The 25,780-nt window shown below is 72.0% G+C and carries 28 protein-coding genes; 19 read left to right on the top strand and 9 right to left on the bottom strand.

The genetic code is table 11. The features are described from left to right. Entirely contained in the window at window positions 1–1,251 is a 1,251-nt protein-coding gene (locus E4P38_RS18555; RefSeq protein ID WP_135133437.1) for an MFS transporter, read from the top strand. Window positions 1,252–1,262: 11 nt separating this feature from the next. Here E4P38_RS18555 and E4P38_RS18550 read toward each other — a convergent pair whose 3' ends face one another. Next, window positions 1,263–2,153, bottom strand: coding sequence for an oxidoreductase (locus E4P38_RS18550; protein WP_135133436.1), 891 nt, complete (start codon window positions 2,151–2,153; stop codon window positions 1,263–1,265). 55 nt (window positions 2,154–2,208) lie between these two features. Continuing rightward, window positions 2,209–3,390, bottom strand: coding sequence for a zinc-dependent alcohol dehydrogenase (locus tag E4P38_RS18545; protein WP_135133435.1), 1,182 nt, complete (start codon window positions 3,388–3,390; stop codon window positions 2,209–2,211). Window positions 3,391–3,679: 289 nt separating this feature from the next. Between E4P38_RS18545 and E4P38_RS23255 the strand changes: the two genes are divergently transcribed. From E4P38_RS23255 to E4P38_RS18525, 3 genes are all read left to right on the top strand, one after another. Further along, window positions 3,680–5,581, top strand: coding sequence for a M23 family metallopeptidase (locus tag E4P38_RS23255; protein ID WP_209309186.1), 1,902 nt, complete (start codon window positions 3,680–3,682; stop codon window positions 5,579–5,581). Window positions 5,582–5,681: 100 nt separating this feature from the next. Beyond that, a complete protein-coding gene (locus tag E4P38_RS18530; RefSeq protein ID WP_135133433.1) occupies window positions 5,682–6,599 on the top strand; it encodes a cation diffusion facilitator family transporter in 918 nt (305 codons plus the stop codon). Between the two features lie 88 nt (window positions 6,600–6,687). Further along, a complete protein-coding gene (locus E4P38_RS18525; RefSeq protein ID WP_245161136.1) occupies window positions 6,688–7,644 on the top strand; it encodes a cytochrome c oxidase assembly protein in 957 nt (318 codons plus the stop codon). A 105-nt stretch (window positions 7,645–7,749) separates the two neighbouring features. Here E4P38_RS18525 and E4P38_RS18520 read toward each other — a convergent pair whose 3' ends face one another. Beyond that, on the bottom strand, window positions 7,750–9,297 hold the full coding sequence (locus E4P38_RS18520; protein WP_245161135.1) for an MFS transporter: 1,548 nt from the start codon (window positions 9,295–9,297) through the stop codon (window positions 7,750–7,752). Window positions 9,298–9,392: 95 nt separating this feature from the next. Between E4P38_RS18520 and E4P38_RS18515 the strand changes: the two genes are divergently transcribed. The 4 genes from E4P38_RS18515 (at window position 9,393) to serB (ending at window position 13,942) form a co-directional block, all read left to right on the top strand. Then, window positions 9,393–9,887, top strand: a complete 495-nt coding sequence (locus E4P38_RS18515) for a YfcE family phosphodiesterase (RefSeq protein WP_245161134.1) — start codon at window positions 9,393–9,395, stop codon at window positions 9,885–9,887. Next, the gene (locus E4P38_RS18510) at window positions 9,884–10,750 is read left to right on the top strand and encodes a putative RNA methyltransferase (protein WP_245161133.1); all 867 of its coding nucleotides are present in this window, start codon (window positions 9,884–9,886) and stop codon (window positions 10,748–10,750) included. Before E4P38_RS18515 ends, E4P38_RS18510 begins: the two co-directional genes overlap by 4 nt. A gap of 91 nt (window positions 10,751–10,841) precedes the next feature. Next, the gene (gene ctaD / locus E4P38_RS18505) at window positions 10,842–12,593 is read left to right on the top strand and encodes a cytochrome c oxidase subunit I (RefSeq protein WP_135133431.1); all 1,752 of its coding nucleotides are present in this window, start codon (window positions 10,842–10,844) and stop codon (window positions 12,591–12,593) included. Between the two features lie 149 nt (window positions 12,594–12,742). Further along, a complete protein-coding gene (gene serB, locus E4P38_RS18500) occupies window positions 12,743–13,942 on the top strand; it encodes a phosphoserine phosphatase SerB (RefSeq protein WP_245161132.1) in 1,200 nt (399 codons plus the stop codon). A gap of 12 nt (window positions 13,943–13,954) precedes the next feature. On the opposite strand, the gene E4P38_RS18495 is transcribed toward serB, so the two are convergent. Further along, a complete protein-coding gene (locus E4P38_RS18495) occupies window positions 13,955–14,302 on the bottom strand; it encodes a helix-turn-helix domain-containing protein (protein WP_135133429.1) in 348 nt (115 codons plus the stop codon). 82 nt (window positions 14,303–14,384) lie between these two features. On the opposite strand from E4P38_RS18495, the gene E4P38_RS18490 reads away from it, so the two are divergent. Further along, window positions 14,385–15,038, top strand: coding sequence for an NAD(P)H-dependent oxidoreductase (locus E4P38_RS18490; protein ID WP_135133428.1), 654 nt, complete (start codon window positions 14,385–14,387; stop codon window positions 15,036–15,038). A 25-nt stretch (window positions 15,039–15,063) separates the two neighbouring features. Here E4P38_RS18490 and E4P38_RS18485 read toward each other — a convergent pair whose 3' ends face one another. Further along, the gene (locus tag E4P38_RS18485; RefSeq protein ID WP_135133427.1) at window positions 15,064–15,630 is read right to left on the bottom strand and encodes an isochorismatase family protein; all 567 of its coding nucleotides are present in this window, start codon (window positions 15,628–15,630) and stop codon (window positions 15,064–15,066) included. A 10-nt stretch (window positions 15,631–15,640) separates the two neighbouring features. Next, window positions 15,641–16,957, bottom strand: coding sequence for a nicotinate phosphoribosyltransferase (locus E4P38_RS18480; RefSeq protein WP_135133426.1), 1,317 nt, complete (start codon window positions 16,955–16,957; stop codon window positions 15,641–15,643). A 59-nt stretch (window positions 16,958–17,016) separates the two neighbouring features. Here E4P38_RS18480 and clpS point away from each other — a divergent pair, with 59 nt between their 5' ends. Together clpS and E4P38_RS18470 are read left to right on the top strand one after the other, a co-directional pair. Then, a complete protein-coding gene (gene clpS, locus E4P38_RS18475; protein WP_135133425.1) occupies window positions 17,017–17,313 on the top strand; it encodes an ATP-dependent Clp protease adapter ClpS in 297 nt (98 codons plus the stop codon). Then, on the top strand, window positions 17,310–17,810 hold the full coding sequence (locus E4P38_RS18470; protein ID WP_135133424.1) for a DUF2017 family protein: 501 nt from the start codon (window positions 17,310–17,312) through the stop codon (window positions 17,808–17,810). The genes clpS and E4P38_RS18470 overlap by 4 nt, the downstream gene beginning before the upstream one ends. On the opposite strand, the gene E4P38_RS18465 is transcribed toward E4P38_RS18470, so the two are convergent. Beyond that, the gene (locus tag E4P38_RS18465; RefSeq protein ID WP_135133423.1) at window positions 17,749–18,102 is read right to left on the bottom strand and encodes a hypothetical protein; all 354 of its coding nucleotides are present in this window, start codon (window positions 18,100–18,102) and stop codon (window positions 17,749–17,751) included. The two genes, E4P38_RS18470 and E4P38_RS18465, sit on opposite strands and share 62 nt — an antisense overlap. 103 nt (window positions 18,103–18,205) lie before the next feature. On the opposite strand from E4P38_RS18465, the gene E4P38_RS18460 reads away from it, so the two are divergent. From E4P38_RS18460 to E4P38_RS18425, 8 genes are all read left to right on the top strand, one after another. Beyond that, a complete protein-coding gene (locus E4P38_RS18460; protein ID WP_135133422.1) occupies window positions 18,206–18,679 on the top strand; it encodes a M67 family metallopeptidase in 474 nt (157 codons plus the stop codon). 117 nt (window positions 18,680–18,796) lie between these two features. Continuing rightward, window positions 18,797–19,072 carry a ubiquitin-like small modifier protein 1 gene (locus E4P38_RS18455; RefSeq protein WP_135133421.1) on the top strand — a complete coding sequence of 92 codons (276 nt, stop codon included), beginning with the start codon at window positions 18,797–18,799 and terminating at the stop codon, window positions 19,070–19,072. Window positions 19,073–19,078: 6 nt separating this feature from the next. Next, window positions 19,079–20,029 (top strand): cysteine synthase, encoded by a 951-nt coding sequence (locus tag E4P38_RS18450; RefSeq protein WP_135133420.1) that lies wholly within the window; start codon window positions 19,079–19,081, stop codon window positions 20,027–20,029. Window positions 20,030–20,193: 164 nt separating this feature from the next. Further along, on the top strand, window positions 20,194–21,009 hold the full coding sequence (gene murI, locus E4P38_RS18445; protein ID WP_135133419.1) for a glutamate racemase: 816 nt from the start codon (window positions 20,194–20,196) through the stop codon (window positions 21,007–21,009). After that, window positions 21,006–21,746 carry an MBL fold metallo-hydrolase gene (locus E4P38_RS18440; RefSeq protein WP_135133418.1) on the top strand — a complete coding sequence of 247 codons (741 nt, stop codon included), beginning with the start codon at window positions 21,006–21,008 and terminating at the stop codon, window positions 21,744–21,746. The genes murI and E4P38_RS18440 overlap by 4 nt, the downstream gene beginning before the upstream one ends. 88 nt (window positions 21,747–21,834) lie before the next feature. Next, a complete protein-coding gene (locus E4P38_RS18435) occupies window positions 21,835–22,803 on the top strand; it encodes an ATP-dependent DNA ligase (RefSeq protein WP_245161131.1) in 969 nt (322 codons plus the stop codon). A gap of 81 nt (window positions 22,804–22,884) precedes the next feature. Continuing rightward, a complete protein-coding gene (locus tag E4P38_RS18430; RefSeq protein ID WP_135133417.1) occupies window positions 22,885–23,373 on the top strand; it encodes a DUF4262 domain-containing protein in 489 nt (162 codons plus the stop codon). Between the two features lie 102 nt (window positions 23,374–23,475). Then, window positions 23,476–24,735, top strand: coding sequence for a low temperature requirement protein A (locus tag E4P38_RS18425; RefSeq protein ID WP_209309183.1), 1,260 nt, complete (start codon window positions 23,476–23,478; stop codon window positions 24,733–24,735). Between the two features lie 16 nt (window positions 24,736–24,751). Here E4P38_RS18425 and bcp read toward each other — a convergent pair whose 3' ends face one another. Further along, the gene (gene bcp, locus E4P38_RS18420; protein WP_135133416.1) at window positions 24,752–25,246 is read right to left on the bottom strand and encodes a thioredoxin-dependent thiol peroxidase; all 495 of its coding nucleotides are present in this window, start codon (window positions 25,244–25,246) and stop codon (window positions 24,752–24,754) included. 60 nt (window positions 25,247–25,306) lie between these two features. Then, the gene (locus tag E4P38_RS18415; RefSeq protein ID WP_135133415.1) at window positions 25,307–25,711 is read right to left on the bottom strand and encodes a YjbQ family protein; all 405 of its coding nucleotides are present in this window, start codon (window positions 25,709–25,711) and stop codon (window positions 25,307–25,309) included. Window positions 25,712–25,780 lie beyond the last annotated feature (69 nt).

The raw sequence follows: 25,780 nt of genomic DNA, 5'->3' as shown, positions 1-25,780 counted from the left end.
ATGGACGCCTCCCCGTCCGCGGCGGTCGTCGCGGACGACGTCCCCAGCGTGCCCGTCGGCCGCGCCTGGACGCTGCGGTTCGCGCTGATCTGGCTGGGCCTGTGGGCGGCGCAGCTCGCCCCGATCCAGCTACTGCTCCCACTGCAACTGGCCGCCCTCGACCCGACGCACAAGGTGCGCGACTTCGGTCTCGTCAACGGCGTGGCCGGCCTCGCCGCGCTCCTGGCGCTGCCGCTGTTCGGTGCCCTGTGCGACCGCACCCGCAGCCGCTGGGGCCGCCGGCGGGTCTGGGTCGCCGGCGGGGTCGTCGGCTACGTCGTCGGGCTGCTGCTCACCGGTGCCGCAGGGTCCTGGCAGGCCGTCGCCGTCGCCTGGCTGGTGGCCCAGCTCGGCATGTACGCCGCCATGGCGGGACTGACGGCGACGATCGCCGACGACGTGCCGCCCGACCAGCGGGGCACGGTGTCTGCGGCGATCTACGGGCCGCAGGCGCTCGGCATCGTCGTCGGGCTCGGCTTGGTCACGGCCCTCGGCGGTGCGCCGGGCGCCGGCTACGTCCTGCTCGCCGTGCTGCTCGTCGCCGCGGCGTTGCCCTGGGTGCTGCGCACCCGGGAGGGCGAGCCCCGGGCGGGCGGCCGGCCCCGGTCGCTGGCCGCCGCGCTGCGATCCAGCTGGGCCGCCCCGGGACGGCACCCGGACTACGCCTGGGCGTTCGCCGGCCGGCTGCTGGTCAACCTGGGCAATGCCCTCGGCACCACCTATCTCCTGTACTTCCTCACCGACGGGCTGCGGGTGGACGACCCCGAGGGCTCGCTGCTGATCCTCACCCTCGTCTATCTTGTGGCCACCGTGGCGGCGACCTGGGGAGGCGGGGTCCTGTCCGACCGGACCGGCCGGCGCCGGATCTTCGTGGCCGGCGCCGCCGCGCTGCAGGCGCTGGCCTGCGCCGTCCTGGTCGTGGCGCCCAGTTGGCCCAGTGCCCTGGTCGCCGGCCTCCTGCTCGGGGCCGGCTACGGCGCCTACACGTCGGTCGACCAGGCCCTCGTCACCCAGGTGCTGCCCGATCCGCGGGCGGTGGCCGGGGAGCTGGGCGTCATGAACGTCGCCGTCGTCGCCCCGCAGGCGCTGGCCCCGCTGCTGGCGAGCCTGGTCATCGCCCAACTCGGCGGCTACGGCGTCCTGTTCGCCGTGGCCGGGGTGTTCACGGTGCTCGGCGCAGCCTCCGTGGCCCGGATCCGCTCCGTTCGCTGAGAGCTCAGAGCTCAGAGCTCAGGGTTCAGCTCGCCGGTGCCCCCGATCTGGTCCAGCTCCTGCATCTCCACCGGGCCCAGCACCCGGGCGGCCGACTCCAGGTTCTCCTCCAGGTGCGCGACCGAGGACGTGCCGGGGATGAGCACCAGGTTGGGGGAGCGGGCGAGCAGCCAGGTGAGCGCGACCTCCATCGGTGTCGTCTCGAGCCTGCGCGCCACCGCCTCCAGTGCCGCGGACTGGATGGGGGTGAACCCGCCGAGCGGGAAGAACGGCACGTAGGCGATGCCCTCGCGCGCCAGGGCGTCGACCAGCGGGTCGTCGTCCCGGTGCACCAGGTTGTAGTGGTTCTGCACGCAGACGACCCGGCCCATCGACCGAGCCTCGGCGAACATCTGGACGGTCACGTTGCTCACGCCGAGGTGGCGGATGAGCCCCTGCTCCTGGAGCTCCAGCAGCGCCTCGAACGGCTCGGCGAGCGAGCGCTCGATCGGCCGCTCGAACCCGGGGAGGCGCAGGTTCACGACCTCCAGGACGTCGAGGCCGAGGTGGTCGAGGTTGTCGTGGACGGCTTGCCGCAGCTCCTCGGGCGTCAGCGCCTCGGGCCACTCGCCGTCCCGGGTGCGGCGGGCGCCGACCTTGGTGACGATCGTCAGCTCATCGGGATAGGGGTGCAGCGCCTCCCGGATGAGCTCGTTGGTGAGGTGCGGCCCGTAGTAGTCGCTGGTGTCGATGTGGTCGACGCCGAGTTCCACCGCGCGGCGCAGGACGGCGATCGCGGCGTCGCGGTCGGCCGGCGGGCCCATGATGTGCGGGCCGGACAACTGCATGGCTCCGTACCCGAGCCGGTTCACCGACCGGTCGCCGAGGGCGTACTGGCCGGACTTCTCCGCGGTGGTCGTCATAGGGCCTCCCTACCCGCCGGCCCGCGGACATGCGCAGGCCGGCGGGGGAGCTCGCTCAGGGCTGGAGGAGGACCTTGACGGTGCCTTCCTTCTTCTCCCGGAAGTTCATGTACGCCTGCGGTGCTTCCGCCAGCGGCACGTGGTGGGTGGCGAAGTCGTCGACGCCGAGCGGGTCCGCGTCGGTGAGCAGCGGCAGGATGTCGGGGATCCAGCGCCACACGTTGGCCTGGCCCATGCGCAGCTGGACCTGCTTGTCGAACATCCGCATGAGCGGCATCGGGTCGGTCGCGCCGCCGTAGACACCCGACAGGGAGATCGTGCCGCCACGGCGGACGGCTTCGATGGCCGTGTTGAGCGCGGCCATCCGATCGACGCCGACCACCTGCATGACCTTCTCCATGATCGCGTCGGGGACGACGGCGGTGGCCTTCTGGGCCAAGCTCGCCAGCGGCGAGCCGTGCGCCTCCATGCCGACGGCGTCGATCACGGCGTCCGGCCCGCGGCCGTCGGTGGCGTCCCGCACGCGGCTGACGACGTCCGCCTGCTCGGTCGTGTCGATGACGGTGACGCCGCGTGCCCGCGCCCGCGCCAGTCGCTCGGGGACGACGTCCGCGCCGAACACCTGGCCCGCCCCCTGCTGCAACGCGATCCGGGCGGCCATGTCACCGATCGGGCCGAGTCCGAGGACGAGGACGCTCCCGCCCTTCGGGATGCCGGCGTACTGCACCGCCTGCCAGGCCGTCGGCAGCACGTCGGAGAGGTAGACGAACCGGTCGTCGGCCGGACCCTCCGGCACCTTGATCGGCAGGGTGTTGCCGAACGGCACGCGCAGGTACTCCGCCTGGCCGCCGGGGACCTGCCCGTACAGCTTCGTGTAGCCGAAGAGGGAGGCACCGAAGCCCTGCTCGCGGTTCTGCGTCGTCTCGCACTGGGACTGCAGCCCCTGGTTGCACATCCAGCAGGTGCCGCAGGAGATGTTGAAGGGGACGACGACGCGGTCGCCGGCCTTCACCTCGGTCACCTCGGAGCCGACCTCGCGGACGATCCCCATGGGCTCGTGACCCATGACGTCGCCGACGGACATGAACGGCGCCATCACCTCGATCAGGTGGAGGTCGGAGCCGCAGATGCCCGAGGACGTGACCTCGATGATGACGTCGGTCGGCTCCTGGATCACCGGGTCGGGAACGGTGTCCACCCGCACGTCGGCTCGGCCGTGCCAGGTCACTGCGCGCATGTCTGTTTCTCCCTCGATAGGGCCGTTCGTCGGCCGCTTCCAGGGTCTTTTGCCCCGTCGTGACCTGGATCGCCCCAGTTTCAACAATTCACGGCGCGTTTCTCACACGCTGTAACGCAACCCTCACGCACTGCGGAATCACATTGATGGCGCTTTGTGGCGCCCGCCACTAAACGGCGGGTGGGTACGCCTCGGCTCAGATCACGAACTGGTCACGGCGTGTTTACATGGGTCCCGCTCCTCTCCCCGGGAGTGCGCGTTGTAATGCCGTCCAACGGAAGTCAGGTGCATGAGTTCGCTCCACCAGGACCACCTCCTCGTCGAGGGACCGGAGCCCGTGACGGGCACTGGAGCCACCCCCGCCCCGGCCCGCGGAACCTCTCGCCGGTCGACCGAGGAGAAGGCCACCAGCACGGTCCCGACGCAGCGGCAGGGGAAGTCGCAGCGCACCGGGTCCACCTCGACCATCACGGACGGGTCGACGCCTACCTCGGCTGTCCCCGCCTCCCGCGCCACCCGTAGCAAGACCGCCGCGTCGACGGCCGGCACCCTGGCCTCGCGGGCCAAGGCTGCGGCCACCACGAAGGCTGCGGCGACCGGCAAGGCCGCCTCGGCCAAGGCGGCGACTGCGAAGGCCGCCACCGTGAGGGCTGCGGGCGCCCGCGCCGCGACGGCCAGGACCGCCACTGTGAAGGCCGCGGCCGCCGGGGCTGCCTCTGCCAAGGCCGCGACCTCGAAGGCGGCCACCGCCGCACGGGCCGCTGCTGTTGCCAAGGTGTCGAACCGCACTGCGGCCGCTCGCACCACGGCGAAGCCCGCCGCCGTTGCGAAGACCGCCGCTCCCAAGACCGCCGTTCCCAAGGCCGTCGCTCCTAAGGCCGCCGCCCCCAAGACGGTCGCTCCCAAGGCCGTCGCTCCCAAGACGGTCGCTCCCAAGGCCGTCGCTCCCAAGGCCACCCCGGCTGCCAAGCCGGCTGCGGTCGCGAAGGCCGCCCCGGTCGCTGCCAAGCCGGCGGCGGTCGCGAAGGCTGCCTCGGTTGCGAAGCCGGCGGCAGGTGCCAAGCCCGCTGCCTCGGCGAAGGCCACTCCTGCCGCCAAGCCCGCGGCCGCCAAGGCGACCCCGGTCGGCAAGCCGGTCGCGGCGGCGAAGGCCAGCCCGGTCGCCAAGCCGGCCGCTGCCAAGGCGACCCCGGCCGCCAAGCCCGCAGCCGCCAAGGCGACCCCGGCCGCCGCTACGAAGGCGACCGCGGTCGCCAAGCCGGCTGCTGCCAAGGTGACAGCGGCTGCCCAGCGCACCGCCACCGCGAAGCCGGCAGCGAAGGCTGCTGCGGTCCGGCCGACCCCCTACAAGCGCGTCGCCTCCGCGGAGCCCGTGGCCGTCGAGGTCCAGGCCCCCGCCGAAGGCTCGGCCGCCGACTTCCTGGCCGGCGAGGTCGTCGCCGCAGTTGCCGAGGGGCGCCGCTCGCGGTTCCTCCGCCGCCGTCCGCCGTCGATCCGTCGTCGTCCGTCGCTGTACCTGGCCGCCGCCCTGGTCGGCGCGATCAGCGTCAGCGGATTCACCAGCGGTGACCCGGTCGCCTCCGCCACGGAGACGATGAGCTCTTCGGTGAGCATCGCCGAGGAGCTCGGCCTCGAGTCGCAGCCGACCGACGCCGTCACCGAGACCCACGCCGCCGAGCGGCTGGGCGAGCTGACCGTCAGCCGTAACGCGCGGGACGCCGAGCAGGCCGCCGCCGCACAGGTACAGGCCGCCGCCGACCAGGCTGTTGCGCAGGCGGCCGCCGAGGCAGCCCGGCCCAAGGCGATCCTGCCGGTGAACGGCGCCCGGTTGACGAGCACGTTCGGAGCCCGCTGGGGCACCCTGCATGCCGGCATCGACCTGGCCGCTCCGATGCAGACCCCCGAGTACGCAGCCATGGACGGCGTCGTCCTCGAGGCGGGTCCGGCGAGCGGCTTCGGGCTGGCGGTCTACATCCAGCACGAGAACGGCGACGTGACCGTCTACGGCCACATGGATTCGATCCTGGTCCAGGCCGGCCAGGTCGTCCGCGCCAGTGACACCATCGCGCTGCTCGGCAACCGCGGTCAGTCCACCGGCCCGCACCTGCACTTCGAGGTGCACGTCGGCGGCCTCAACGGCGAGAAGATCGACCCGCTGCCGTGGCTGCGCGAGCGCGGCGTCGCGATCTGAGTCGCCCGTAGTGATGACGCCCCCTGCCGGACTTCCGGCAGGGGGCGTCGCTCGTGGGGGACACTTTCGCCGTAGCGCGGCGCACACAGGGAGGCGGGGGATGGGACAGGGGCACATCCACGCCCCGGCCACTGCCGGGGGCGCGCACCGCCGCCGGCTGGTCGTCGTCCTCGGCCTGACGCTCGCGGTCCTGGCTGCCGAGGTCGTCGGCGGCGTGCTCTCCGGTTCGCTGGCCCTGCTCGCCGACGCCGGGCACATGGCCACCGATGCCGCCGGCCTCGCGCTCGCGCTGGCCGCCGTCAGCCTCGCCCAGCGCCCCGCACGCGGACGGCGCACCTTCGGCTGGCAGCGCGTGGAGATCCTCGCCGCCGTGGCCAACGGGCTGCTCCTGCTCGCCGTCGCGGCGTACGTGCTGGTCGAGGCCATCCGCCGGATCGGTGACCCGCCCGAGATCGGCTCCGGGCTGATGCTCGTCATCGCGTCGGTCGGCCTCGTGGTCAACCTCGGTTCGCTGCTCGTGCTCCACGGCGGACGCGATTCCTCCCTGAACATCCGGGGGGCCTACCTCGAGGTCGCTGCCGACGCTCTCGGGTCCGTGGCGGTCATCGTCGCGGCCGTGGTCATCGCGACCACCGGCTGGACTCCGGCCGACATCGTCGCCTCCGCCGTCATCGGCGTCCTCGTCGTGCCGCGCGCCTGGCACCTGCTGCGCGAGGCCTTCGACGTCCTCCTGGAGGCCGCACCCCGAGGCGTGGACCTCCAGGACGTGCGGGCGCACATCCTGGGTGTCGACGGTGTCCTCGACGTGCACGACCTGCACGCCTGGACCATCACCTCCGGACTGCCGGTGCTCTCGGCGCACGTCGTCGTCACCGACGAGGCGCTGGCCGCCGGCCACGGGGGACGGGTGCTCGACGCGTTGTGCAGTTGTCTCGGCGAGCACTTCGACCTGGAGCACTGCACCTTCCAACTGGAGGGCGCGGCGCACGCCGGCCACGAGGCGCCCGTCCACGACTGAGCACGGCCCCTGCAGGGGGGCCATCCGCCGATCCGGCCGCGGTGGGACAGTGGAGCCGACCAGAGCGCGCGCGGCAGAGGAGGCGTCGGTGGAGCACGGGCACCACTCGGGCATGTGGGTGCCCGACGAGCCGCCCACGTGGGGCCGGATGTTCCTGCCGCACCTGGAGCCGGAGTCGGTGCTGGCCGTGCTCAGCGTCGTCGGCCTGCTCGTCTACCTCGCCGCCGTGGTGCGCCTGCGCGGCACCGGCGTCGCGTGGCCGTGGTGGCGGACGCTGGCGTGGATCGGCGGCACGGCGTCCCTGTTCGCCGTCACCGGAACCTGGCTCAACGGCTACTCGATGGTGCTGTTCAGCGTGCACATGACGCAGCACATGGTGCTGTCGCTGATCACGCCGCTGCTCCTGCTCGTGGCCGCGCCGGTCACGCTCGCCCTACGGACCCTGCCGCGTGGGCACGGCGCCGCCGGTACCCCGCGGGCGCTCCTGCTCGACGCCCTGCACAGCCGGTTCGCGCGGTTCGTGTCGCACCCGTTGTTCACGGTGCCGCTGTTCATCGCGAGCCTCTACGGCGTCTACTTCACGCCCCTGTTCGACGCGCTGATGCGCAACGCGGTCGGGCACCAGCTGATGCTCGCCCACTTCGTCGTCACCGGGCTGCTCTTCTTCGGCCCGATCGTGGCCCAGGACCCGTGGCCGCGGACGCTGAGCCATCCGGGCCGGCTGCTGGAGCTGTTCCTGCCGGTGCCGTTCCACGCCTTCTTCGGCGTCGCGATCATGATGGCCGGGTCGCTCGTGGTGGAGACGTTCGCGCAGCCGCCCGCGGGTTGGGGCATCGACCCGCTCCGCGACCAGGGCGAGGCCGGCGGCATCGTGTGGGCGTTCGGTGAGCTGCCGACCGTGCTGGTGCTGGCCGTCGTCTTCTTCTCCTGGGCCGGTTCCGAGGAGCGTCGGGGCCGCGCCGTCGACCGGACGGCCGACCGGACGCACGACGCCGAGTTGGCCGCCTACAACGCCCGACTCCGCGCCATGGCCGACAAGGGCTGACGCGGGCCGAGCGCTCGTCCTGGCTCACGTGAAGGGGTCCTGGCTCACTGTCGACGGTGAGCCAGGACCCCTGATGATCAGGTCACCTGATCATCAGGCGACGCGTCAGGCCGCGTGCACCGCGGCCTCGTCCGGCAGGTCCTCCTTGGTCGCCTTGATCAGGAAGGCGGAGACCAGGGCCCCGATGACGAGCAGGACGGCGGCCCAGGTGAAGGCCGTCGTGTAGCCCTCGACCTGGGCCTGGAGCCCGACCGCGGGGCTGGACGGGTCACCGCCGGAGGCGGCGACGTCGGTGAAGTAGTTCGTGATCGCACCGACCGAGAGCGTCGCCAGCAGCGCGGTGCCGATGGAGGCGCCGACCTGCTGCGTGGCGTTCAGCATCGCGCTGGCCGCACCGGCGTCATGCACACCGGCGCCGATGAGCGCGAGGTTGGACAGCGGCACGAACGTGAACCCGAGGCCGAGCCCGAGCAGCAGCTGGCCCGGGAAGGCGAGCTCCCAGAAGCCGCTGTCGACCTTGAGGAAGGACATCGTGAACAGGCCGGCGGCGGCGAGCAGCCCACCGAGCACCATCAGCGGCTTCGGTCCGACCTTCGGCACCAGCGCACTCGCCGCCCCGGCCGACAGGAGCACGCCCAGCGTCGTCGGCAGCGAGGCGAAGCCGGCCGCGACCGGGGTGTACTGCAGGACCTGCTGGAAGTAGAGGCTGAGGAAGAAGAACGCGCCGATGAGGCCCGCCCCGACCAACGTGGAGGTCAGGTAGGCCCCGCCGCGGTTGCGGTCCAGGACGATCCGCATGGGTAGCAGCGGATTTCGGGTCTTCAGCTCGAGGACGACGAAGGCGGCGACCAGCAGGACCCCCGCGCCGATGAACAGCAGCGCCAGCGGTTCGGACCAGCCGCTCGCACCACTCCCACCGGGCTGGGCGTTCTCCTGCGACTCCATGGCGACCCGCGTGAAGCCGTAGACGACCGACGCCAGGCCCAGGGTGATCAGAACGGCACCGGGGATGTCGTAGCTCGTGTCACCGGGTGCCTTGCTCTCCGGCACGATCGGAATGGCCGCGACGATCGCGAAGATCGCGACGGGCAGGTTCACCCAGAAGCACCAGCGCCAGTCGGCGTACTCGGTCAGCACGCCGCCCAGCAGCAGGCCTATCGCCGAGCCACCGCCCGCGATCGCGCCGTAGACGGCGAACGCCTTGGCCCGCTCCTTCGTGTCGGTGAAGAGCACGGTGATCAGTGCCAGCGAGGCAGGAGCGAGGAGTGCGCCGAAGGCGCCCTGCAGCGCCCGCGCGCCGAACAGCATGGCCTCGTTCTGCGCCAGGCCACCGAGCGCCGAGGCGACCGCGAAGCCGGCAGCCCCCACCAAGTAGGTGCGCTTGCGGCCCCAGAAGTCGGCGATGCGGCCGCCGAGCAGCAGGAAGCCGCCGAACGTGAGCGTGTAGGCGGTGACGATCCACTGCTGGCTCGCCGCCGAAATCTCCAGGTCGGTCGAGACCGCGGGCAGGGCGATGTTGACGATCGTGGCGTCGAGGATGACCAGCAGGATGGTCACGGCGATGACCGCGAGGGCCAGCCAGCGCTTCTCGTAGGGCTCGTCGTCGCGGAGTTCTGCGCGCCGGGAGGCGCGGGACAGCTCAGGGTCGGTCACGGGCAGTCCTCAGTGTTCGAGCGGATGGGACGCAGGTCATCGGCCGAGGGCAGAACGTAGCCGCCTGCGACCATGTCGTCGTGCCTGTTTCGCTGGTGTTGACCTCTGACACGCACGTTCCTCAGCGGGCACGTGACCTACCTCATTCCCTCTGGGCGGCGATCGAGGTCGCGGACGTCGTGGTGCACGCCGGTGACTGGGTCGACGCGGCGCTGCTGGACCTGTTCGAGGCACGCTCCCGGCGGTTGATCGGGGTCTACGGCAACAACGATCACGGGCCGCTCCGCGAGCGGTTGCCCGAGGTGGCGCGGGCCGAGATCGAGGGTGTCCGCATCGCCGTCATACACGAGACGGGTGACAGGACGGGGCGCGAGACCCGTTGCGCCGCCCGGTTCCCCGACACCGACGTCCTCGTCTTCGGGCACAGCCACATCCCCTGGGACACGACCGCCCCGGGCGGTCTGCGGCTGCTCAACCCGGGGTCGCCCACCGACCGGCGCCGCCAGCCGCACGGCACCTACGTGACCGCGGTCGCGGCCGACGGCGAGCTGCGGGACGTCACCTTCCACGCCGTCCCGCCGCGGACGTGAGCAGCGCCCCGCCGCTGGACCCCCGGGCGGTCGAGATCCTGGCCTGCCCGGTCTGCGGCGGAGAACTGTCGGTGGAGGCGACCGGCCTGCGCTGCTCCGCGGGCCACCGGTTCGACCGTGCCCGCCAGGGCCACGTCACCCTGCTGCCGCCCGGCCACCGACCCCCCTCGGGCGACTCGGCCGAGATGGTCGCCGACCGCGTCGGGTTCCTGGCGGCGGGTCACTACGCCGGTGTCACCGGCGCGCTGGCCGACGCCGTCGCGGACGGCCCGGCGCCGACGAGCCTGCTGGATCTCGGCGGCGGCACCGGCCACCACCTCGCCGGCGTCCTGGACCTGCTGCCCGCCGCCGCGGGGGTGGTGCTCGACTCCTCCCCGTACGCCGCCCGCCGTGCTGCACGCGCCCATCCACGGGCGGTCGCCGTGGTGGCCGACACGTGGGCGCGGCTCCCGATCGCCGACCTGGCGGTCGACCGGGTGCTGGTCGTGTTCGCGCCACGCAACGGGCCGGAGATCGCCCGGGTGCTGGGGGACGACGGCCGCCTCGTCGTCGTCACCCCGGCCGAGGACCACCTGGGCGAGCTGGTCGGACCACTCGGGTTGCTGCGGGTCGACCCGCACAAGGCGGCCCGGCTCGCGGCGACCCTGGAGCCGCACCTGGAACCGGTGACGACGGCGGTCCACCGCGAGCGCCTCCGGCTGGACCGAGCCGCCGTCGCGACACTGGTGGGCATGGGCCCGCACGCCCGGCACCTGGCGCGGGACGACGTCAGGACGTCGCTCGACGCGCTCCCCGAACCACTCGACGTGACCGTCTCCGTGCGGATCAGCACGTACCGGACAGTGTCGACGCGCAGCACCTGACGGTGCGTCGCCGGACGGGTCCGGGGCGGTCATCGGCGCGCCTCTACCGTCCCGCCGGAGTGCCGGGAAAGCACCGTCTACGATCCGGAGCGTGACGATTGCACCGGCGCCCATCGTGAGTCGGCCGAGTCCGGTCCACGTGGCGGAGAAGGGGTCGCGGCTGGCCAACCTGCTGCGGACGACCGACCACAAGACCATCGGCCTGATGTACCTGACCACGTCGTTCGCGTTCTTCATCGTGGGCGGCCTGATGGCCATGCTCATGCGTGGCGAGTTGGCACGGCCGGGCATGCAGTTCCTGTCGCCGGAGCAGTACAACCAGCTGTTCACGATGCACGGCACGGTCATGCTGCTGTTCTTCGCGACGCCGCTGTTCTTCGCCTTCGCGAACCTGATCATGCCGCTGCAGATCGGCGCCCCCGACGTCGCGTTCCCGCGGCTGAACGCCTTCTCCTACTGGCTGTTCCTCTTCGGTGGGACGACGGCGATGCTGGGCTTCCTCACCCCCGGCGGTGCCGCGGACTTCGGCTGGACGGCCTACACGCCGTTGTCGGACATCACCAATTCCCCGGGTGCCGGCGCGAACCTCTGGATCGCCGGGCTGGCCGTGGCTGGCCTGGGCACGATCCTCGGTGCTGTCAACTTCATCGCCACGATCGTCTGCCTGCGCGCGCCCGGCATGACGCTCTTCCGCATGCCGATCTTCACCTGGAACACGCTCGTCACCAGCGTGCTGGTCCTGCTGGCCTTCCCGATCCTGACTGCGGCACTGCTCGCGCTGCTGGCCGACCGGAACCTCGGCGCACTGATCTACAGCCGCGAGAACGGCGGCGCGATGCTGTGGCAGCACCTGTTCTGGTTCTTCGGGCACCCCGAGGTCTACATCATCGCCCTGCCGTTCTTCGGCATCATCACCGAGATCATCCCGGTCTTCAGCCGCAAGCCGCTGTTCGGCTACAAGGGCATGGTCTTCGCCACGCTGGCCATCGGCGCCCTCTCCCTGGCCGTCTGGGCCCACCACATGTACGCCACCGGCGCGGTGCTGCTGCCGTTCTTCGCGTTCCTGACCTACCTGATCGCCGTCCCCACCGGCATCAAGTTCTTCAACTGGATCGGCAGCATGTGGCGGGGTCAGCTGACCTTCGAGACGCCGATGCTGTGGTCGATCGGCTTCATGGTCACGTTCCTCTTCGGCGGCCTGACCGGCGTGCTGCTGGCCAGCCCCCCGCTGGACTGGCACGTCTCCGACACCTACTTCGTCGTGGCGCACTTCCACTACGTCGTCTTCGGCACCGTCGTGTTCGCCGCCTACGCGGGCATCTACTTCTGGTTCCCGAAGATGTGCGGCCGGATGATGGACGAGAAGATCGGCAAGCTGCACTTCTGGCTGACCTTCATCGGCTTCCACGGCACGTTCCTGATCCAGCACTGGCTGGGCAACGAGGGCATGCCGCGCCGCTACGCCGACTACCTGTCGACCGACGGCTTCACCACGCTGAACACGATCTCCACGATCTTCGCGTTCGTCCTCGGCGCCTCGACCATCCCGTTCCTCTACAACGTGGTGAAGTCGTGGAAGTACGGGCAACTGGCCCTGCGCGACGACCCATGGGGTCACGGGAACTCGCTGGAGTGGGCGACGTCCTCGCCGCCGCCGCGGCACAACTTCGTGGAGATCCCGCGGATCCGGTCCGAGCGTCCCGCGTTCGAGGCCCACTACCCGCACATGCTCGAGCGCCTGCAGGCCGAGGCGCACTCCGGATCGCGGCACGCGCCGTACGCCAGCGAGCTGCTGGAGGGCACCGGCAAGCGGCAGGGGCCGAACGACCCGGACCCCCTCTGAGCCACTTGACCGGAGGCCGAGGCGACATGGAACGGCCCCCTTCAGGGACCCACCCCGAGCGTGCGAGGGGTGGGGGGAAGGGGGTCCTTTCACCGCTGGACCCCACGCCTCGCCTCCCGCCCGCCCCGTCGACGGCGGCGGCGCGCGCGGTGCTGACCGTCTCGGGCATCGACCGGCCCGGGGTGACGGCGCGGCTGTTCTCGGCCCTCGCCGACGGCGCCCCGGTCGTGGAGGTCCTGGACGTCGAGCAGGTCGTCGTGCACGGCCACCTCGTCCTCGGGGTGGTCGTCGGCTCCCTCGCGGTGGACGACGTCGCCCCGGCCGACGAGGGCTCGCTCCTGGCCCACCTGGGGCGCCTGGCGACAGAGGTCGCCGCGGCGACCGGCATGACCGTCGAGGTCGAGTCGGCGTCGATCCCGGAGCCCGTGGCCGCACCCGCGGGCCGGCCGCACCACGTGATCGTGCTCGGCCGCCCCGTGCCGCCGGACGCCGTCGCCGGCGCCGCCCACGCGATCGCCGGGATCGGCGGCAACATCGACGCCATCCGGCGGCTGTCGGACTACCCGGTGACGAGCTTCGAGCTCACCGTCTCCGGTGCCGAGGCCACGGCCCTGCGGACGGCGCTGGCGTCGGTCGCCGCGGCCACCGGTGCCGACATCGCCGTCGAGCAGGTCGGGCTGGCCCGCCGGAGCAAGCGGCTGATCGTGCTGGACGTCGACTCCACCCTCGTGCGCGGGGAGGTCATCGACGAGCTCGCCGCCCGGGCCGGCCGTGCCGCCGAGGTCGCGCGGATCACCGCTGCCGCGATGAACGGCGAGCTGGACTTCGCCGAGTCGCTGCGGGCGCGCGTCGCCGTCCTCGAAGGGCTGCCGGTGGAGGTCCTGGACGAGGTCCGGGAGGCCCTGGTCCTGACGCCCGGGGCACGCACCCTCATCCGCACCCTGCAGCGGCTGGGGTTCCGCTGCGGCATCGTCAGCGGCGGGTTCACCCAGATCACCGATCCGCTGGCCGAGGCGCTCGGCCTGGACTTCGCCGCTGCCAACACCCTCGAGGTCGTCGACGGCAAGCTCACCGGCGGCCTGGTCGGCGAGATCGTCGACCGCCCGGGCAAGGCCCGCGCCCTGGCCCGGTTCGCCGAGCAGTACGGGATCCCGCTGGAGCAGACCGTCGCGGTGGGCGACGGCGCGAACGACCTGGACATGCTGAACACCGCGGGCCTGGGCATCGCGTTCAACGCCAAGCCCTTCGTGCGCGAGCAGGCGCACACGGCGCTCAACCAGCCCTACCTCGATGCGGTGCTGCAGGTGCTCGGCTTCACCCGCGACGAAGTCGTGGATGCGGGGACCTGAAGCCAGGGGCGCTCACGCAGTCGGCGCGGTCGCGTCCAGGTTGTCGGCGGCCCATCGGGACAGTTCGCGCAGCGCTGGCATGAGCTTGGTGCCGGAGTCGGTCAGCTCGTAGCGGACGGAGACCGGCGGCCCTTCCGCGACCGTCCGGTGGACCAGCCCGGTGGCGGCCAGCTCCGTGAGCCGGTCGGAGAGCACCGAGTCACTGATCCCGTGGACCGCCCGGCGCAGTTCGCTGAACGACGCCGGCCCGTCGACCAGCACGCCGATGATGACGCCGTTCCAGCGCTTCCCCAGGACGTCGAAGACGCGAACGAGCGCCCCGTCGCAGGCGCGCGCGCTGTGCGCCGGGTCCTCGGTCACGACTTCATGCTAGACCACACTCCGAAATTCCTAGTGCTAGCCTTTTCGTAGCAGCAAGCCCAGAACTAGTGAGGAGAACGTCATGTCGCTGTTCCGTCTGGACGCCAGCATCCGCGTCGAGGGATCCGCCAGCCGCGAGATCGCCGACATCGTCGAGGCCGAGTGGCGGGTCGGGAACCCGGCCGCCCCGGTCACCCGGCGGCACATCGGCACCGAGCCGCTGCCGGCCGGCGCCTGGGCGTCGGCGGTGGCGGGCAGCCGGCTGGACGCCGAGCAGCGCACTCCGGAGGAGGCGGAGGCCGTGGCGCTGGCCGCCACCCTGGTCGACGAACTGATCGACGCCGAGGCGCTGCTGTTCGCGGTGCCGCTGTACAACTTCGGGGTCTCCCAGCACTTCAAGGCGTGGGTCGACCTCGTGCTCACCGACCCCCGGATGAGCCCCGCCGGCGACGCGCCGTTGGCCGGCAAGCCCGCCGTGCTGGTCACGGTGCGCGGCGGGAACTACAGCGCCGGCACGCCGCGCGAGGGCTGGGACCACGCCACTGGCTGGATCCGCCGGATCCTCGAGGACGGCTGGCACCTGGACCTGCGGGTGGTCGAGCGCGAGTTCACCCTGGTCGGTGTGAACCCGATGCTGGACGGCTTCACCGAGCTGGCTGCCGAGCTCAAGGCCACGGCCGAGCGCGACGCCCTCGAGCACGGCCGGCTGCTGGGCAGCCACCGCGCCGCCGCCTGAGCACACCCAGGGCCGGCGGGTGTCCTCACGCCCGGCTGACGTGTCCCTGCAGGTCGACGCCGGCGATCCGGAGCTGCTCCAGTGCCGCCTGCGTCGTGCCCTCGGCGACGCCGACCGTGAGCGGGAGCAGGACCCGGGTCGCGAAGCCGTTGCCGACGGCGTCCAGCGCCGTGGCGCGCACACAGTGGTCGGTCGCGATGCCGACCACGTCGACGGCGTCCACGCCTCGTTCGCGCAGCCAGTCGGCGAGCGCGACGCCGTCGGAAGCGCCCTCGAAGCCGGAGTAGGCGGCCGCGAACTCGCCCTTGTCGAAGATCGCCTCCAGCGGCTCCCGGTCCAGCGCGGGGTGCAGCTCGACCCCGCCGGATCCGACGACGCAGTGCGCGGGCCAGGTCGCCAGGAAATCCGGGTGCTCGGCGAAGTGCGTGCCCGGGTCGATGTGGTGGTCCCGGGTGGCGACGACGTGGTCGTAGCCGGCCGCCGGGATGTGGCCGGAGATCGCAGCGGCCACCGCGGCGCCGCCGGCCACGGCCAGGCTGCCGCCCTCGCAGAAGTCGTTCTGCACGTCGACCACGATCAGCGCTCGCGTCATCGATGCCTCCTCATGCCGTCACGGTCTCCAACGCGCATTCCCCGCGGGACAGCGCCCAGGCCTCCGGCGGCAGTGCCGCGCGCACCTGCTCGTGGTGCGCCCGTGCCTGGGCCATGGCCTCCGCGGGGGTCACGTCGCTGCAGGTCGCCCCGGCCCGGACGAGGGGGACGACGAGGTCGCGGTCGCCGTCCCGGGGGGTGATCGGTGCGCTGCTGACCACCTCGGCCAGCGCCGTCCCGTCGGAGGCGTGCCGGCGGACGGCGTGCTTGCGGCCGCCGACGGAGTTCTTGCCCTCCGACTTCTTCGCCACCGGGACGCCGTCGCGCTGGACCAGCTTGTAGACCATGCCGGCCGTCGGCGCGCCCGAGCCGGTGACCAGCGAGGTGCCCACGCCGTACCGGTCAACGGGCGCGGCCATGAGTCCGGCGATGGCGTACTCGTCGAGGTCGCTGGTGACCACGATCCGGGTCGACGCGGCTCCCAGGGAGTCCAGCAGCTGGCGGGCGTGGGTGGCGAGGGTCGGCAGGTCGCCGGAGTCCAGGCGGATGGCACCGAGCTGCGGGCCGGCCACCTCCACCGCCGTCCGGATGCCCTGGTCGACGTCATAGGTGTCGACCAGCAGCGTCGTGCCGGGGCCGAGCGTGTCGACCTGCGACCGGAACGCGGAACGCTCGTCGTCGTGCAGCAGCGTGAACGCGTGCGCGCTGGTGCCTGTGGTCGGGACGCCGTAGCGCCGGCCGGCCTCGAGGTTGGAGCTGGACGCGAACCCCACCAGGTACGCGGCGCGGCCGGCGGCGACCGCGGCCTCCTCATGGGTGCGTCGCGACCCCATCTCGATGCACGGCCGCTCGCAGGCGGCGGCCACCATGCGCGCCGCGGCCGAGGCGATCGCGCTGTCGTGGTTGAGCACCGAGAGAGCCAGGGTCTCCAGCAGCACTCCCTCGGCGAACGGTGCCCGGACGGTCAGCACGGGGGAGCCGGGAAAGTAAAGGTCGCCCTCGGCGTAGCCGTCGATGTCGCCGGTGAACCGGAAGTCGGCCAGCCAGTCGAGCAGCCGCTGGTCGGTGAGCCCCTGCTCGCGCAGCGCGGCCAGTTCGTCGTCCCCGAACGTGAAGTGGGGCAGCGCCTCGAGCAGCCGGCCGGTGCCGGCGAGGACGCCGTAGCGGCGGCCGTGGGGCAGGCGGCGGGCGAACACCTCGAACACGCAGTCGCGGTCGGCCGTGCCGTCGGCCAGGGCGGCGGCGACCATCGTCAGCTCGTACCGGTCGGTGAACAGCGCGGGAGCCGGTCGGGCTGCGGGAGGGACGGGCTCTCCGGACTTCGGCATGGTCCCGGAGCGTAAAGGCGGCTGCGGACGTTGTCGGGCCGGCGTCCTAAAGTGGTCGGGTGGCCGGCCCGCTCGCTCCGTCCCGGACGCCCGAGACGACGGTGGAGGAACACTCCGATCTCGACCGTCCGTGGGTCACCGTCGTCTGGAACGACCCGGTCAATCTCATGAACTACGTCACCTTCGTGCTGCAGGAGCTGTTCGGCTACGACGAGCCGACGGCCACGACGCTGATGCTGCAGGTGCACCACGAGGGCAAGGCCATCGTCAGCTCCGGGCCGCGCGAGCGCATGGAGCACGACACCAGCCGGCTGCACGCCTACGGCTTGTGGGCCAGCTACCAGAGGGACTCGTGAAGACTTTCCGAGTGACCAGGGGCGGCGACGTCGTCGCCCGGCTCGACCCGGCCGAGGCCGGCATCGTCGGCCTGCTCCTCGACCAGCTGGAGCAGCTGCTCGCCGCGGACACCGACGACGTCGCCGGTGACCCCGTGATGGCCCGGCTGCTGCCGGACGGACACCGTGGAGATCCGGAGCTCGCCGCCGACTACCGGGAGCTCACCGAGTCCTCGCTGCGCAGCGGCAAGACCGACGACCTGGCCATCGTCCGCGCCACCCTGCCCGACGGCGGGGGTGAGATCCGGCTCGATCGCGACCAGGCGGGGGCGTGGCTGCGCAGCAGCAACGACCTGCGCCTCGCGCTGGGTACGCGGCTGGACATCACCGAGGACACCGAGCCGCCGGACGACGTCGCCGACGAACAGGACCAGCAACTGGCGGTCTACTACTGGCTCACCGCGCTGCAGGGGTCGCTCGTCGACGCACTCGCCGGCGCTCGCGGCGCCCGAAGCTGAACACGATCAGCAGGGCCAGCAGCACGTCGAGGGCGAAGAAGACGTAGACCAGCCCGTGCAGTTCCACGTCGCGCACCGTGGCGCCGATCGTGGACACGAGGATCACGACGGACAGCGCGAACACCACCAGCAGCAGGAGGCAGCGCAAGGAGATCAGCACGATGTAGGAGACCCGGTCGGCCGGTTCGTCGGCGGTGTAGCCGGGCCGCTTGAGCAGGCCACGGGCGCCCAGGACCAGCGCGGGGATCGGAAAGAGCACGACCCCGGCGGCGATGAGCAGGTTGACCAACACGAGGCCCGACGGTATCGGCTGTGATCGGCCCTCCTGCAGGGGCCCGGCTGCGAGCTTGCGAGCGGTCGGGGGGCAGGAGGGTCCTTCTACTAGACTGAGCCTCGTGCTGCGCATCGACCGCGCGACCTACGACGCCATCGTGGCCCACGTCCGGGAAGACCACCCGGACGAGGCCTGTGGCGTCGTCGCCGGTCCCGAGGGCAGTGACCGCCCCGAGCGCTTTCTCCCGATGCTCAACGCGGCGCGGTCGCCGACGTTCTACGAGTTCGATTCCGGTGACCTGCTGAAGCTCTACCGCGAGATGGACGACCGGGACGAAGAGCCGGTGGTGATCTACCACTCGCACACCGCCACCGAGGCCCATCCCTCGCGCACCGACATCAGTTACGCGTCCGAGCCGAACGCGCACTACGTCCTGGTGTCCACGCGGCACCACGGGAACCAGACGGGGCTGGCCGGCGACGACGTCGAGTTCCGCAGCTTCCGCATCGTGGACGGGGAGGTGAGCGAGGAGGAGGTCGAGATCGTCGAGTCCTACCTCTTCGGTCATTCCCCGACCACCGTCGTCTACGACTGAGGAAGCGCCGCCGTCCGGAATCCCCGGCGGCGGACGGGCGTTGGCCCGCACAGACGCACCACTGCTGCGCCCCGCGCAGCGTCCCCTGACATCCCAGTTCTAGGAGAACCGCACGCCATGGCCATCGAGGTCCGGATCCCGACCATTCTGCGCACCCACACCGGCGGCAACAAGACCGTCGAGGGCAGCGGCGCCACGCTCGGCGCGCTCGTCGACGATCTCGACAGCCAGCACCCCGGCCTCAAGAACCGTCTGGTGACGGAGGAGGGCAAGCTGCACCGCTTCGTCAACGTCTACGTCAACGACGAGGACGTGCGCTTCACCGGCGCCCTCGACACCCAGGTCAAGGACGGCGACTCGGTCACGATCCTCCCCGCCGTCGCCGGCGGCTGACCTCCCATGGCCCGCTTCGCGTCTCTCGTCGACTCCCTGGGCGGCACTCCGCTCGTCGGGCTGCCGAACCTGTCGCCGACCCCCGACGTCCGGCTGTGGGCCAAGCTGGAGGACCACAACCCGACCGGCTCGATCAAGGACCGCGCGGCGATCGCCATGGTCGACGCCGCCGAGAAGGACGGGTCGCTGCAGCCGGGGGCCACGATCCTGGAGCCGACCAGCGGGAACACCGGCATCTCGCTGGCGATGGTCGCCCGTCAGCGCGGCTACAAGCTCATCTGCGTCATGCCGGAGAACACCTCGATCGAGCGGCGCCAGCTGCTGGAGATGTACGGCGCGCAGATCATCTACTCGCCGGCCGCGGGCGGATCGAACCAGGCCGTGGCGGTGGCGAAGGGTCTCGCGGCCGAGCACGAGGACTGGGTGATGCTGTACCAGTACGGCAACCCGGCGAACGCGCTGGCGCACTACGAGGGCACCGGCCCGGAGATCCTCGCCGACCTCCCGACGATCACCCACTTCGTCGCCGGTCTCGGCACGACGGGGACGCTGATGGGCGTCTCCCGCTACCTGCGGGAGCACAAGCCCGGCGTCCAGGTGATCGCCGCCGAGCCGCGCTACGGCGAGCTGGTCTACGGCCTGCGCAACATCGACGAGGGGTTCATCCCCGAGCTCTACGACGCCTCGCTGCTGGACTCCCGCTTCTCCGTCGGCCCGGAGGACGCCATCCACCGCACCCGCCAGCTGGTGGAGCGCGAAGGCATCTTCGCCGGCATCTCGACCGGCGCGATCCTGCATGCGGCGCTCGGCATCGCCGACAAGGAGGTCGCGGCCGGCCGGCATGCCGACATCGCGTTCATCGTCTGCGACGGCGGCTGGAAGTACCTCTCCACCGGTGCGTACGGCGGTTCGCTCGAGGACGCCACCACCGCGCTGGAGGGCCAGCTCTGGGCCTGATGCCTCCTTCATGATCAGCACGGCGTCGACGGCCTTCTCCTGAACCGGGAGAGGGCCTTCGCCGTGTGTCGGGGAGAAGGGTGCCGCAGACGTCGGCGCACACGTCCTGCAACGTGTCGCTACGGGCAGCTAGCCTGACGCGCAATATGGGAGGAACGCAGACAATGCGCGGAGCAGACGCGCCGATCGGCATCTTCGACTCCGGTGTCGGTGGGCTGACGGTCGCCCGGGCCGTGCTCGACCAGCTTCCGCACGAGGCGATCCGCTACATCGGCGACACCGCGAACGGCCCCTACGGCCCGCTGCCCATCGCCGAGGTGCGCCGGCACTCCCTCGCCGTGATGGACGGTCTGGTGGCCGACGGGGTCAAGATGCTGGTGGTCGCCTGCAACTCCGCCAGCGCCGCCTCCCTGCGGGATGCCCGCGAGCGCTACGACGTCCCGGTGGTCGAGGTGGTCCTTCCCGCGGTCCGCCGGGCGACGGCCGCGACCCGCAACGGGCAGGTCGGCGTCATCGGCACCCAGGCCACCGTCACGAGCGGCGCCTACGAGGACGCCTTCGCCGCGGCGCCGCAGATCACCGTGACCAGCGCGGCCTGCCCGAGCTTCGTCGACTTCGTGGAGCGCGGGGTCACCAGCGGCCGCCAGGTGCTCGGCCTGGCCCAGTCCTACCTCGACCCGCTGCTGGCCGCCGGCGTCGACACCGTCGTCCTCGGCTGCACGCACTACCCGCTGCTCACCGGCGTCATCTCGCTGGTGATGGGCGACGACGTCACCCTGGTGTCCAGCGCCGAGGAGACCGCCAAGGACGTCTACCGGGTGCTCACCGGCGCCGACCTGCTGCGCGACCTGGACGCTCCGCCGCCCGAGCACCGCTTCCTTGCCACCGGCGACCCCGAGCCGTTCGCCCGGCTGGGCCGGCGCTTCCTCGGCCCCGAGATCGGCTCGGTGCTCCGGGTCGCATCGGTGGGTGCCGCGTGAAGCTGACCATCGTCGGCTGCTCCGGCAGCGGCCCGGGGCCGAAGTCGCCCGCATCGAGCTACCTCGTCGAGCACGAGGGATTCCGGCTGCTGCTCGACCTGGGCAACGGCGCGTTCGGTCCGCTGCAAGGCTATGTGGACCCGGCGAGCATCGACGCGCTCTTCCTGTCCCACCTGCACGCCGACCACTGCCTCGACGTCGCGCCGTTCGTGGTCTGGCACCGCTACGCCGGCCCGTCCCCCCGGAAACTCGTGCCGATGTACGCGCCCGTCGGCGCCGAACGGCGGCTGGCGCTCGCCTACGACCTGGACGGCGACGGGCTCACCGACGTCTTCGACTTCGTCCCGGTCGGGTCGGGCTCGTTCCTGCTCGGACCCTTCGAGGTCACGCTCGCCCGCACGGCGCACCCGGTGGAGTGCTACGCCATCCGGCTGACCGTCGACGGGCGGTCGCTGGTCTACACCGGCGACACCGGCCCGTGCGAGCGCGTCATCGAGCTGGCCCGCGGTGCCGACGTGCTCCTGGCCGAGGCGGCCCACCCGCCCGGCCCCGACCTGCCCACGGGGCTGCACCTCACCGGCCGGGAGGCCGGCGAGCACGCGTCCGCGGCCGGCGTCGGCCGCCTGCTGCTGACGCACATCCCGGCCTGGGTCGACGAGATCGGCCAGCTGTTCGCCGCGAGCGCCGTCTTCTCCGAGACCGAGCTCGTCCATTCCGGCGCGACCTACGAGATCTGAAAAGGACCCTCCTGCCCCCCACCACTCGCGAGCTCGCGGCGGGCCCCTGCAGGAGGGCCGCTTGCCGACCTGGCGAGGAGACGGCACGGTGAGCGGCGTGGAGGAGGAGCGTGACGGCGTCCGGTTGACCAGCCTCGACCAGCCGCTGGGTGACGACCTCGGCGTGACCAAGGGCGACCTCGTCGACTACCTGGACGCCGTGGCCGACCGGATGGTCCCGCTGCTGGCGGGCCGGCCGCTGTCGGTGAAGCGGGTGCGTCCCGGTCAGGCGCCGTTCATGCAGCGGAACGTGTCGAAGGGCGCCCCCGACTGGGTGCGGACGGTGCCCGTCTGGTCGGAGGGCTCGCACCGCGAGATCGCGCAGGTGCTCTGCGACGACCGCCGGACCCTGCTGTGGCTGGCCAACCAGCGCGCTGTCGAGTTCCACGTCCCCTTCTTCCGCGTCGGGGAGGCGGAGCCGACCGGCCTGGTGCTCGACCTGGACCCGCCCGAGGGTGCGGACTTCGCGACCGTCGTCCGTGCCGCCCGGCTGGTCCGGCAGGCGCTCGAGGACTCCGGGCTGACGGGAGCGGTGAAGACCAGCGGGTCGAAGGGGGTGCACGTGGTCGTCCCGGTCCGTGGGGCGCCCTTCGAGGACGTCGCGGCCGCCACCCGCGCGCTCGCGGCCCGCACCGAGCGTCTCGACCCCGAGCTCGCGACGACCGCCTACCTCAAGGAGGACCGGCACGGGCGGGTCTTCGTCGACTCGACCCGGTCGGGGCAGAACACCATCGTCGCCGCCTACAGCCCGCGGATCCGGCCGTCCCTGCCCGTGTCCGCGCCGGTCGGCTGGGACGCCCTGGACGACGTCCGGCCCGCGGACTTCACCGTGACGTCCGCCTCGGACCGGTTCCCCACCGAGTGGGCGGCCGAACTGCCCGAACCGCAGACCCTGCCGGCCGACCTGCTCGCCGAGGGGCACACCATCCCCATCGCGCGGGTGCAGGCCATGCACGAGGGCAAGCGGCGGAAGAGGGCCCAGCAGGCGGCCGACGAGGCCGCGCCCCCCGGCGACTGACCGCCGTCCCCACCCCGCTTCCCCGTCCACAGGCCGGCCGTGAGAGCCCGTTCTGTCGGTACTCGCGCGCAGGCTGCTCGTATGACGCACGACCCGCAGACGATCGCCTGGCTGGACCAGGAGGACGCCCACCTCGCCCAGGTGATCCGGGCCCACCGTTGGTCGGTCCAGTACGTCGGCGCCGGTGACGAGCCCGACGAGCCCCCGTTCGGCTACACCGTCGGCCTGTTCGGACTCGGGCATCCCGAGTTGGTTCTCGTCGGTCTGGGGGCGAAGACCACGCACAGCGTCGTGAGCCGGGTCGCCGGAGTCGTGGCCGACGGACGGAATCTCGTCGCCGGCGAGCTGCTCGTCTGGCCGGACTGGGCCGACATCCGGCTGGTCGTCGAGGAACTGCCGAACCCGGGCGAGGTTGTGCTCGTGGCCAACCGGTTCTACGAACGCCCCGCCGAGTACTCCGTGCCGGCCTACCAGCTCACCTGGGCGTTCCCCGATCACTGCTTCCCCTGGGAGGGCAACGGGCCCGACGAGCCGGATGTGCAGCCGCGGCCTGGTACGTGGCGCGCGTGACACCGGCCCGCGGCCGACGTCCTGTCCGGGGACACGGTCAGCGTCCATGATGTCCCGGTCAGCCGGCCGGCCAGGCGCCGGCGACCCTCGAGAGGGGACGACGTGAGCCGGCAGACCGACGCACCGCAGCCTGCCCCGGCAGCCGGCCCGGACCGCCGCCGCCTCCGGGCGCGGATCGTGCCCACGGAGGAGGGGCACGGCGTCACCACGCTCGAGCTCTTCTTCGACCTGGTGTTCGTCTTCGCGATCACCCAGGTCACCGCGTTCATGGCCGACGACCTCGGCTGGCGGGGGCTGCTGCGGGGGCTCGTCCTGCTCGCCCTGATGTGGTTCGTGTGGTGCAGCTACGCCTGGCTGGGCAACCAGGCGCATGCCGACGAGGGGGTGGTCCGCGCGGCGATGATCGCCGCGATGGGTGCCATGTTCCTGGTCGCGCTGGCCATTCCGGAGGCCTGGGGTGACGAGGGCGGTGGCATCAGCGCGCCCGTCGTCCTGGCCGGTGCGCTCGCCCTCATCCGCCTCCTGCACCTGTCGGTGTACGCCGTCGCGGCCCTGGGCGACGCGGACCTCCGCCGGCAGCTGTTGCGCACGGCCGTTCCCGTCGGCGTGGCCGTCACGCTGCTCGTGGTGGGGGCGGTGCTCGGCGGTGCCGCGCAGACCGGGCTCTGGGCACTGGCCCTCGTCATCGACTACACCGGCGTGTACGCCTCGGGGAACGGCTGGCGGCTGCCGTCCCCTGTGCACTTCGCGGAGCGGCACGGGCTGATCGTGATCATCGCGCTCGGGGAGTCGATCATCGCCGTGGGCGTCGGGGTCACCGACCTGCCGCTGACCGTGCCCGTCATCGGCGCTGCGCTGCTCGGCCTGGCGGTCAGCGTGGCGCTGTGGTGGCTGTACTTCGACGTCGTGGCCCCGGTCGCCGAACGGGAGCTGAGCCGCCGCCAGGGCGTCGAACGGGTCAAGCTCGCGCGGGACTCCTACACCTACCTGCACTTCCCGATGGTGGCCGGAATCGTCTACCTCGCCCTCGGCCTGAAGAAGACCGCGGAGTACGTCGCCGACACCTCGCACCACAGCCTCACCGACCCGTTGCCGACGACCGCGCTCTGGGCGATGTACGGCGGCGTCGCGGCCTACCTCCTGGCCCACCTGGCGTTCCGGCTGCGCAACGTCGGCTCGATCAACCGCCCACGGGCCGTGGTCGCGGTGGTGGTGCTCGCCGCGCCCCTGGCCACCGCTCAGTTGCCGGCGCTGGCAGCTCTGGCTGTGCTCGTCGCCGTCCTCGTCGCACTGATCGCGTTCGAGGTGGTCCGGTACGCCGAGGCGCGCGCGGCGGTGCGGGCCGAGGCCCAGCACTCCTGAGGCGATCCGTCCCGGGTCAGCCCAAGCCGAGGTCGCGGCGCAGCTTGGCCACGTGGCCGGTCGCCTTGACGTTGTAGGCGGCGCTCTCGATGCGGCCCTCGGCGTCGACGACGAAGGTCGAGCGGATCACGCCGATGACCTCCTTGCCGTACAGCTTCTTCGGGCCGTACGCGCCGTAGGCCTGGAGCACCTTCTTGTCCGGGTCGGAGACGAGGGTGATGTCGAGCTTCTCCTTGTCCCGGAAACGCAGCAGCTTCTCGGGCTGGTCGGGGGAGATGCCGATGATGTCGAGCCCCGCCTCGGCGAGCTCGCCCGCTGCGGCGGTGAAGTCGACGGCCTGGGTCGTGCATCCCGGGGTCAGTGCCGCCGGGTAGCAGTACACGATGACGCGCCGTCCGCGATAGGACGAGAGCGTCACCGGCGTGCCCTCGGCGTCGGGCAGCGTGAAGTCCGGCGCCGGGTCGCCGGGGGACAGGCGGACGGAGGCCGTGTCGGTGCCGCTGTCGGTCATGACCGGCATCCTGCCGTGTTCCTCCGACGACCCGGAACCGGGGGAGGCGCGCGCGGCAGCTCAGCCGGGGAGGAAGGAGAAGCGGACGTGCCGCTGGGCGTTGTCGGTATTGGTGTCGACCAGGCAGATCCGCTGCCAGGTGCCCAGCTGCAGCAGCCCCTCGAGCACCGGCACGCTGGCGTGCGGGGGGATGAACGCCGGGACGACGTGGTCGCGGCCGTGTCCCGGGCTGCCGTGCCGGTGCCGCCAGCGGTCGTCGCGGGGGAGCAGCACGTCCAGCTGGGCGAGCAGGTCGTCGTCGCTGCCGGCGCCGGTCTCCAGGATCGCGATCCCGGCAGTCGCGTGCGGCACGAAGACGTGCAGCAGGCCGTCGACCTCCTGCCGGACGAACTCGGCGCAGTCCTCGGTCAGGTCCACCACGACCGGCATCCCGCCGGTCCGGACCGCACGCAGTTCCGATCGCATGCGGTGATCATCGCGGCCGTCGTCCCGGGACGCACGGAAGGCCGGCCCGGGCCCGCAACTACCCTCGGA

Source organism: Blastococcus sp. CT_GayMR16 (assembly GCF_004570875.1).
Taxonomy (GTDB): domain Bacteria; phylum Actinomycetota; class Actinomycetes; order Mycobacteriales; family Geodermatophilaceae; genus Blastococcus_B.
This window is presented reverse-complemented; position numbering and strand designations above follow the sequence as displayed.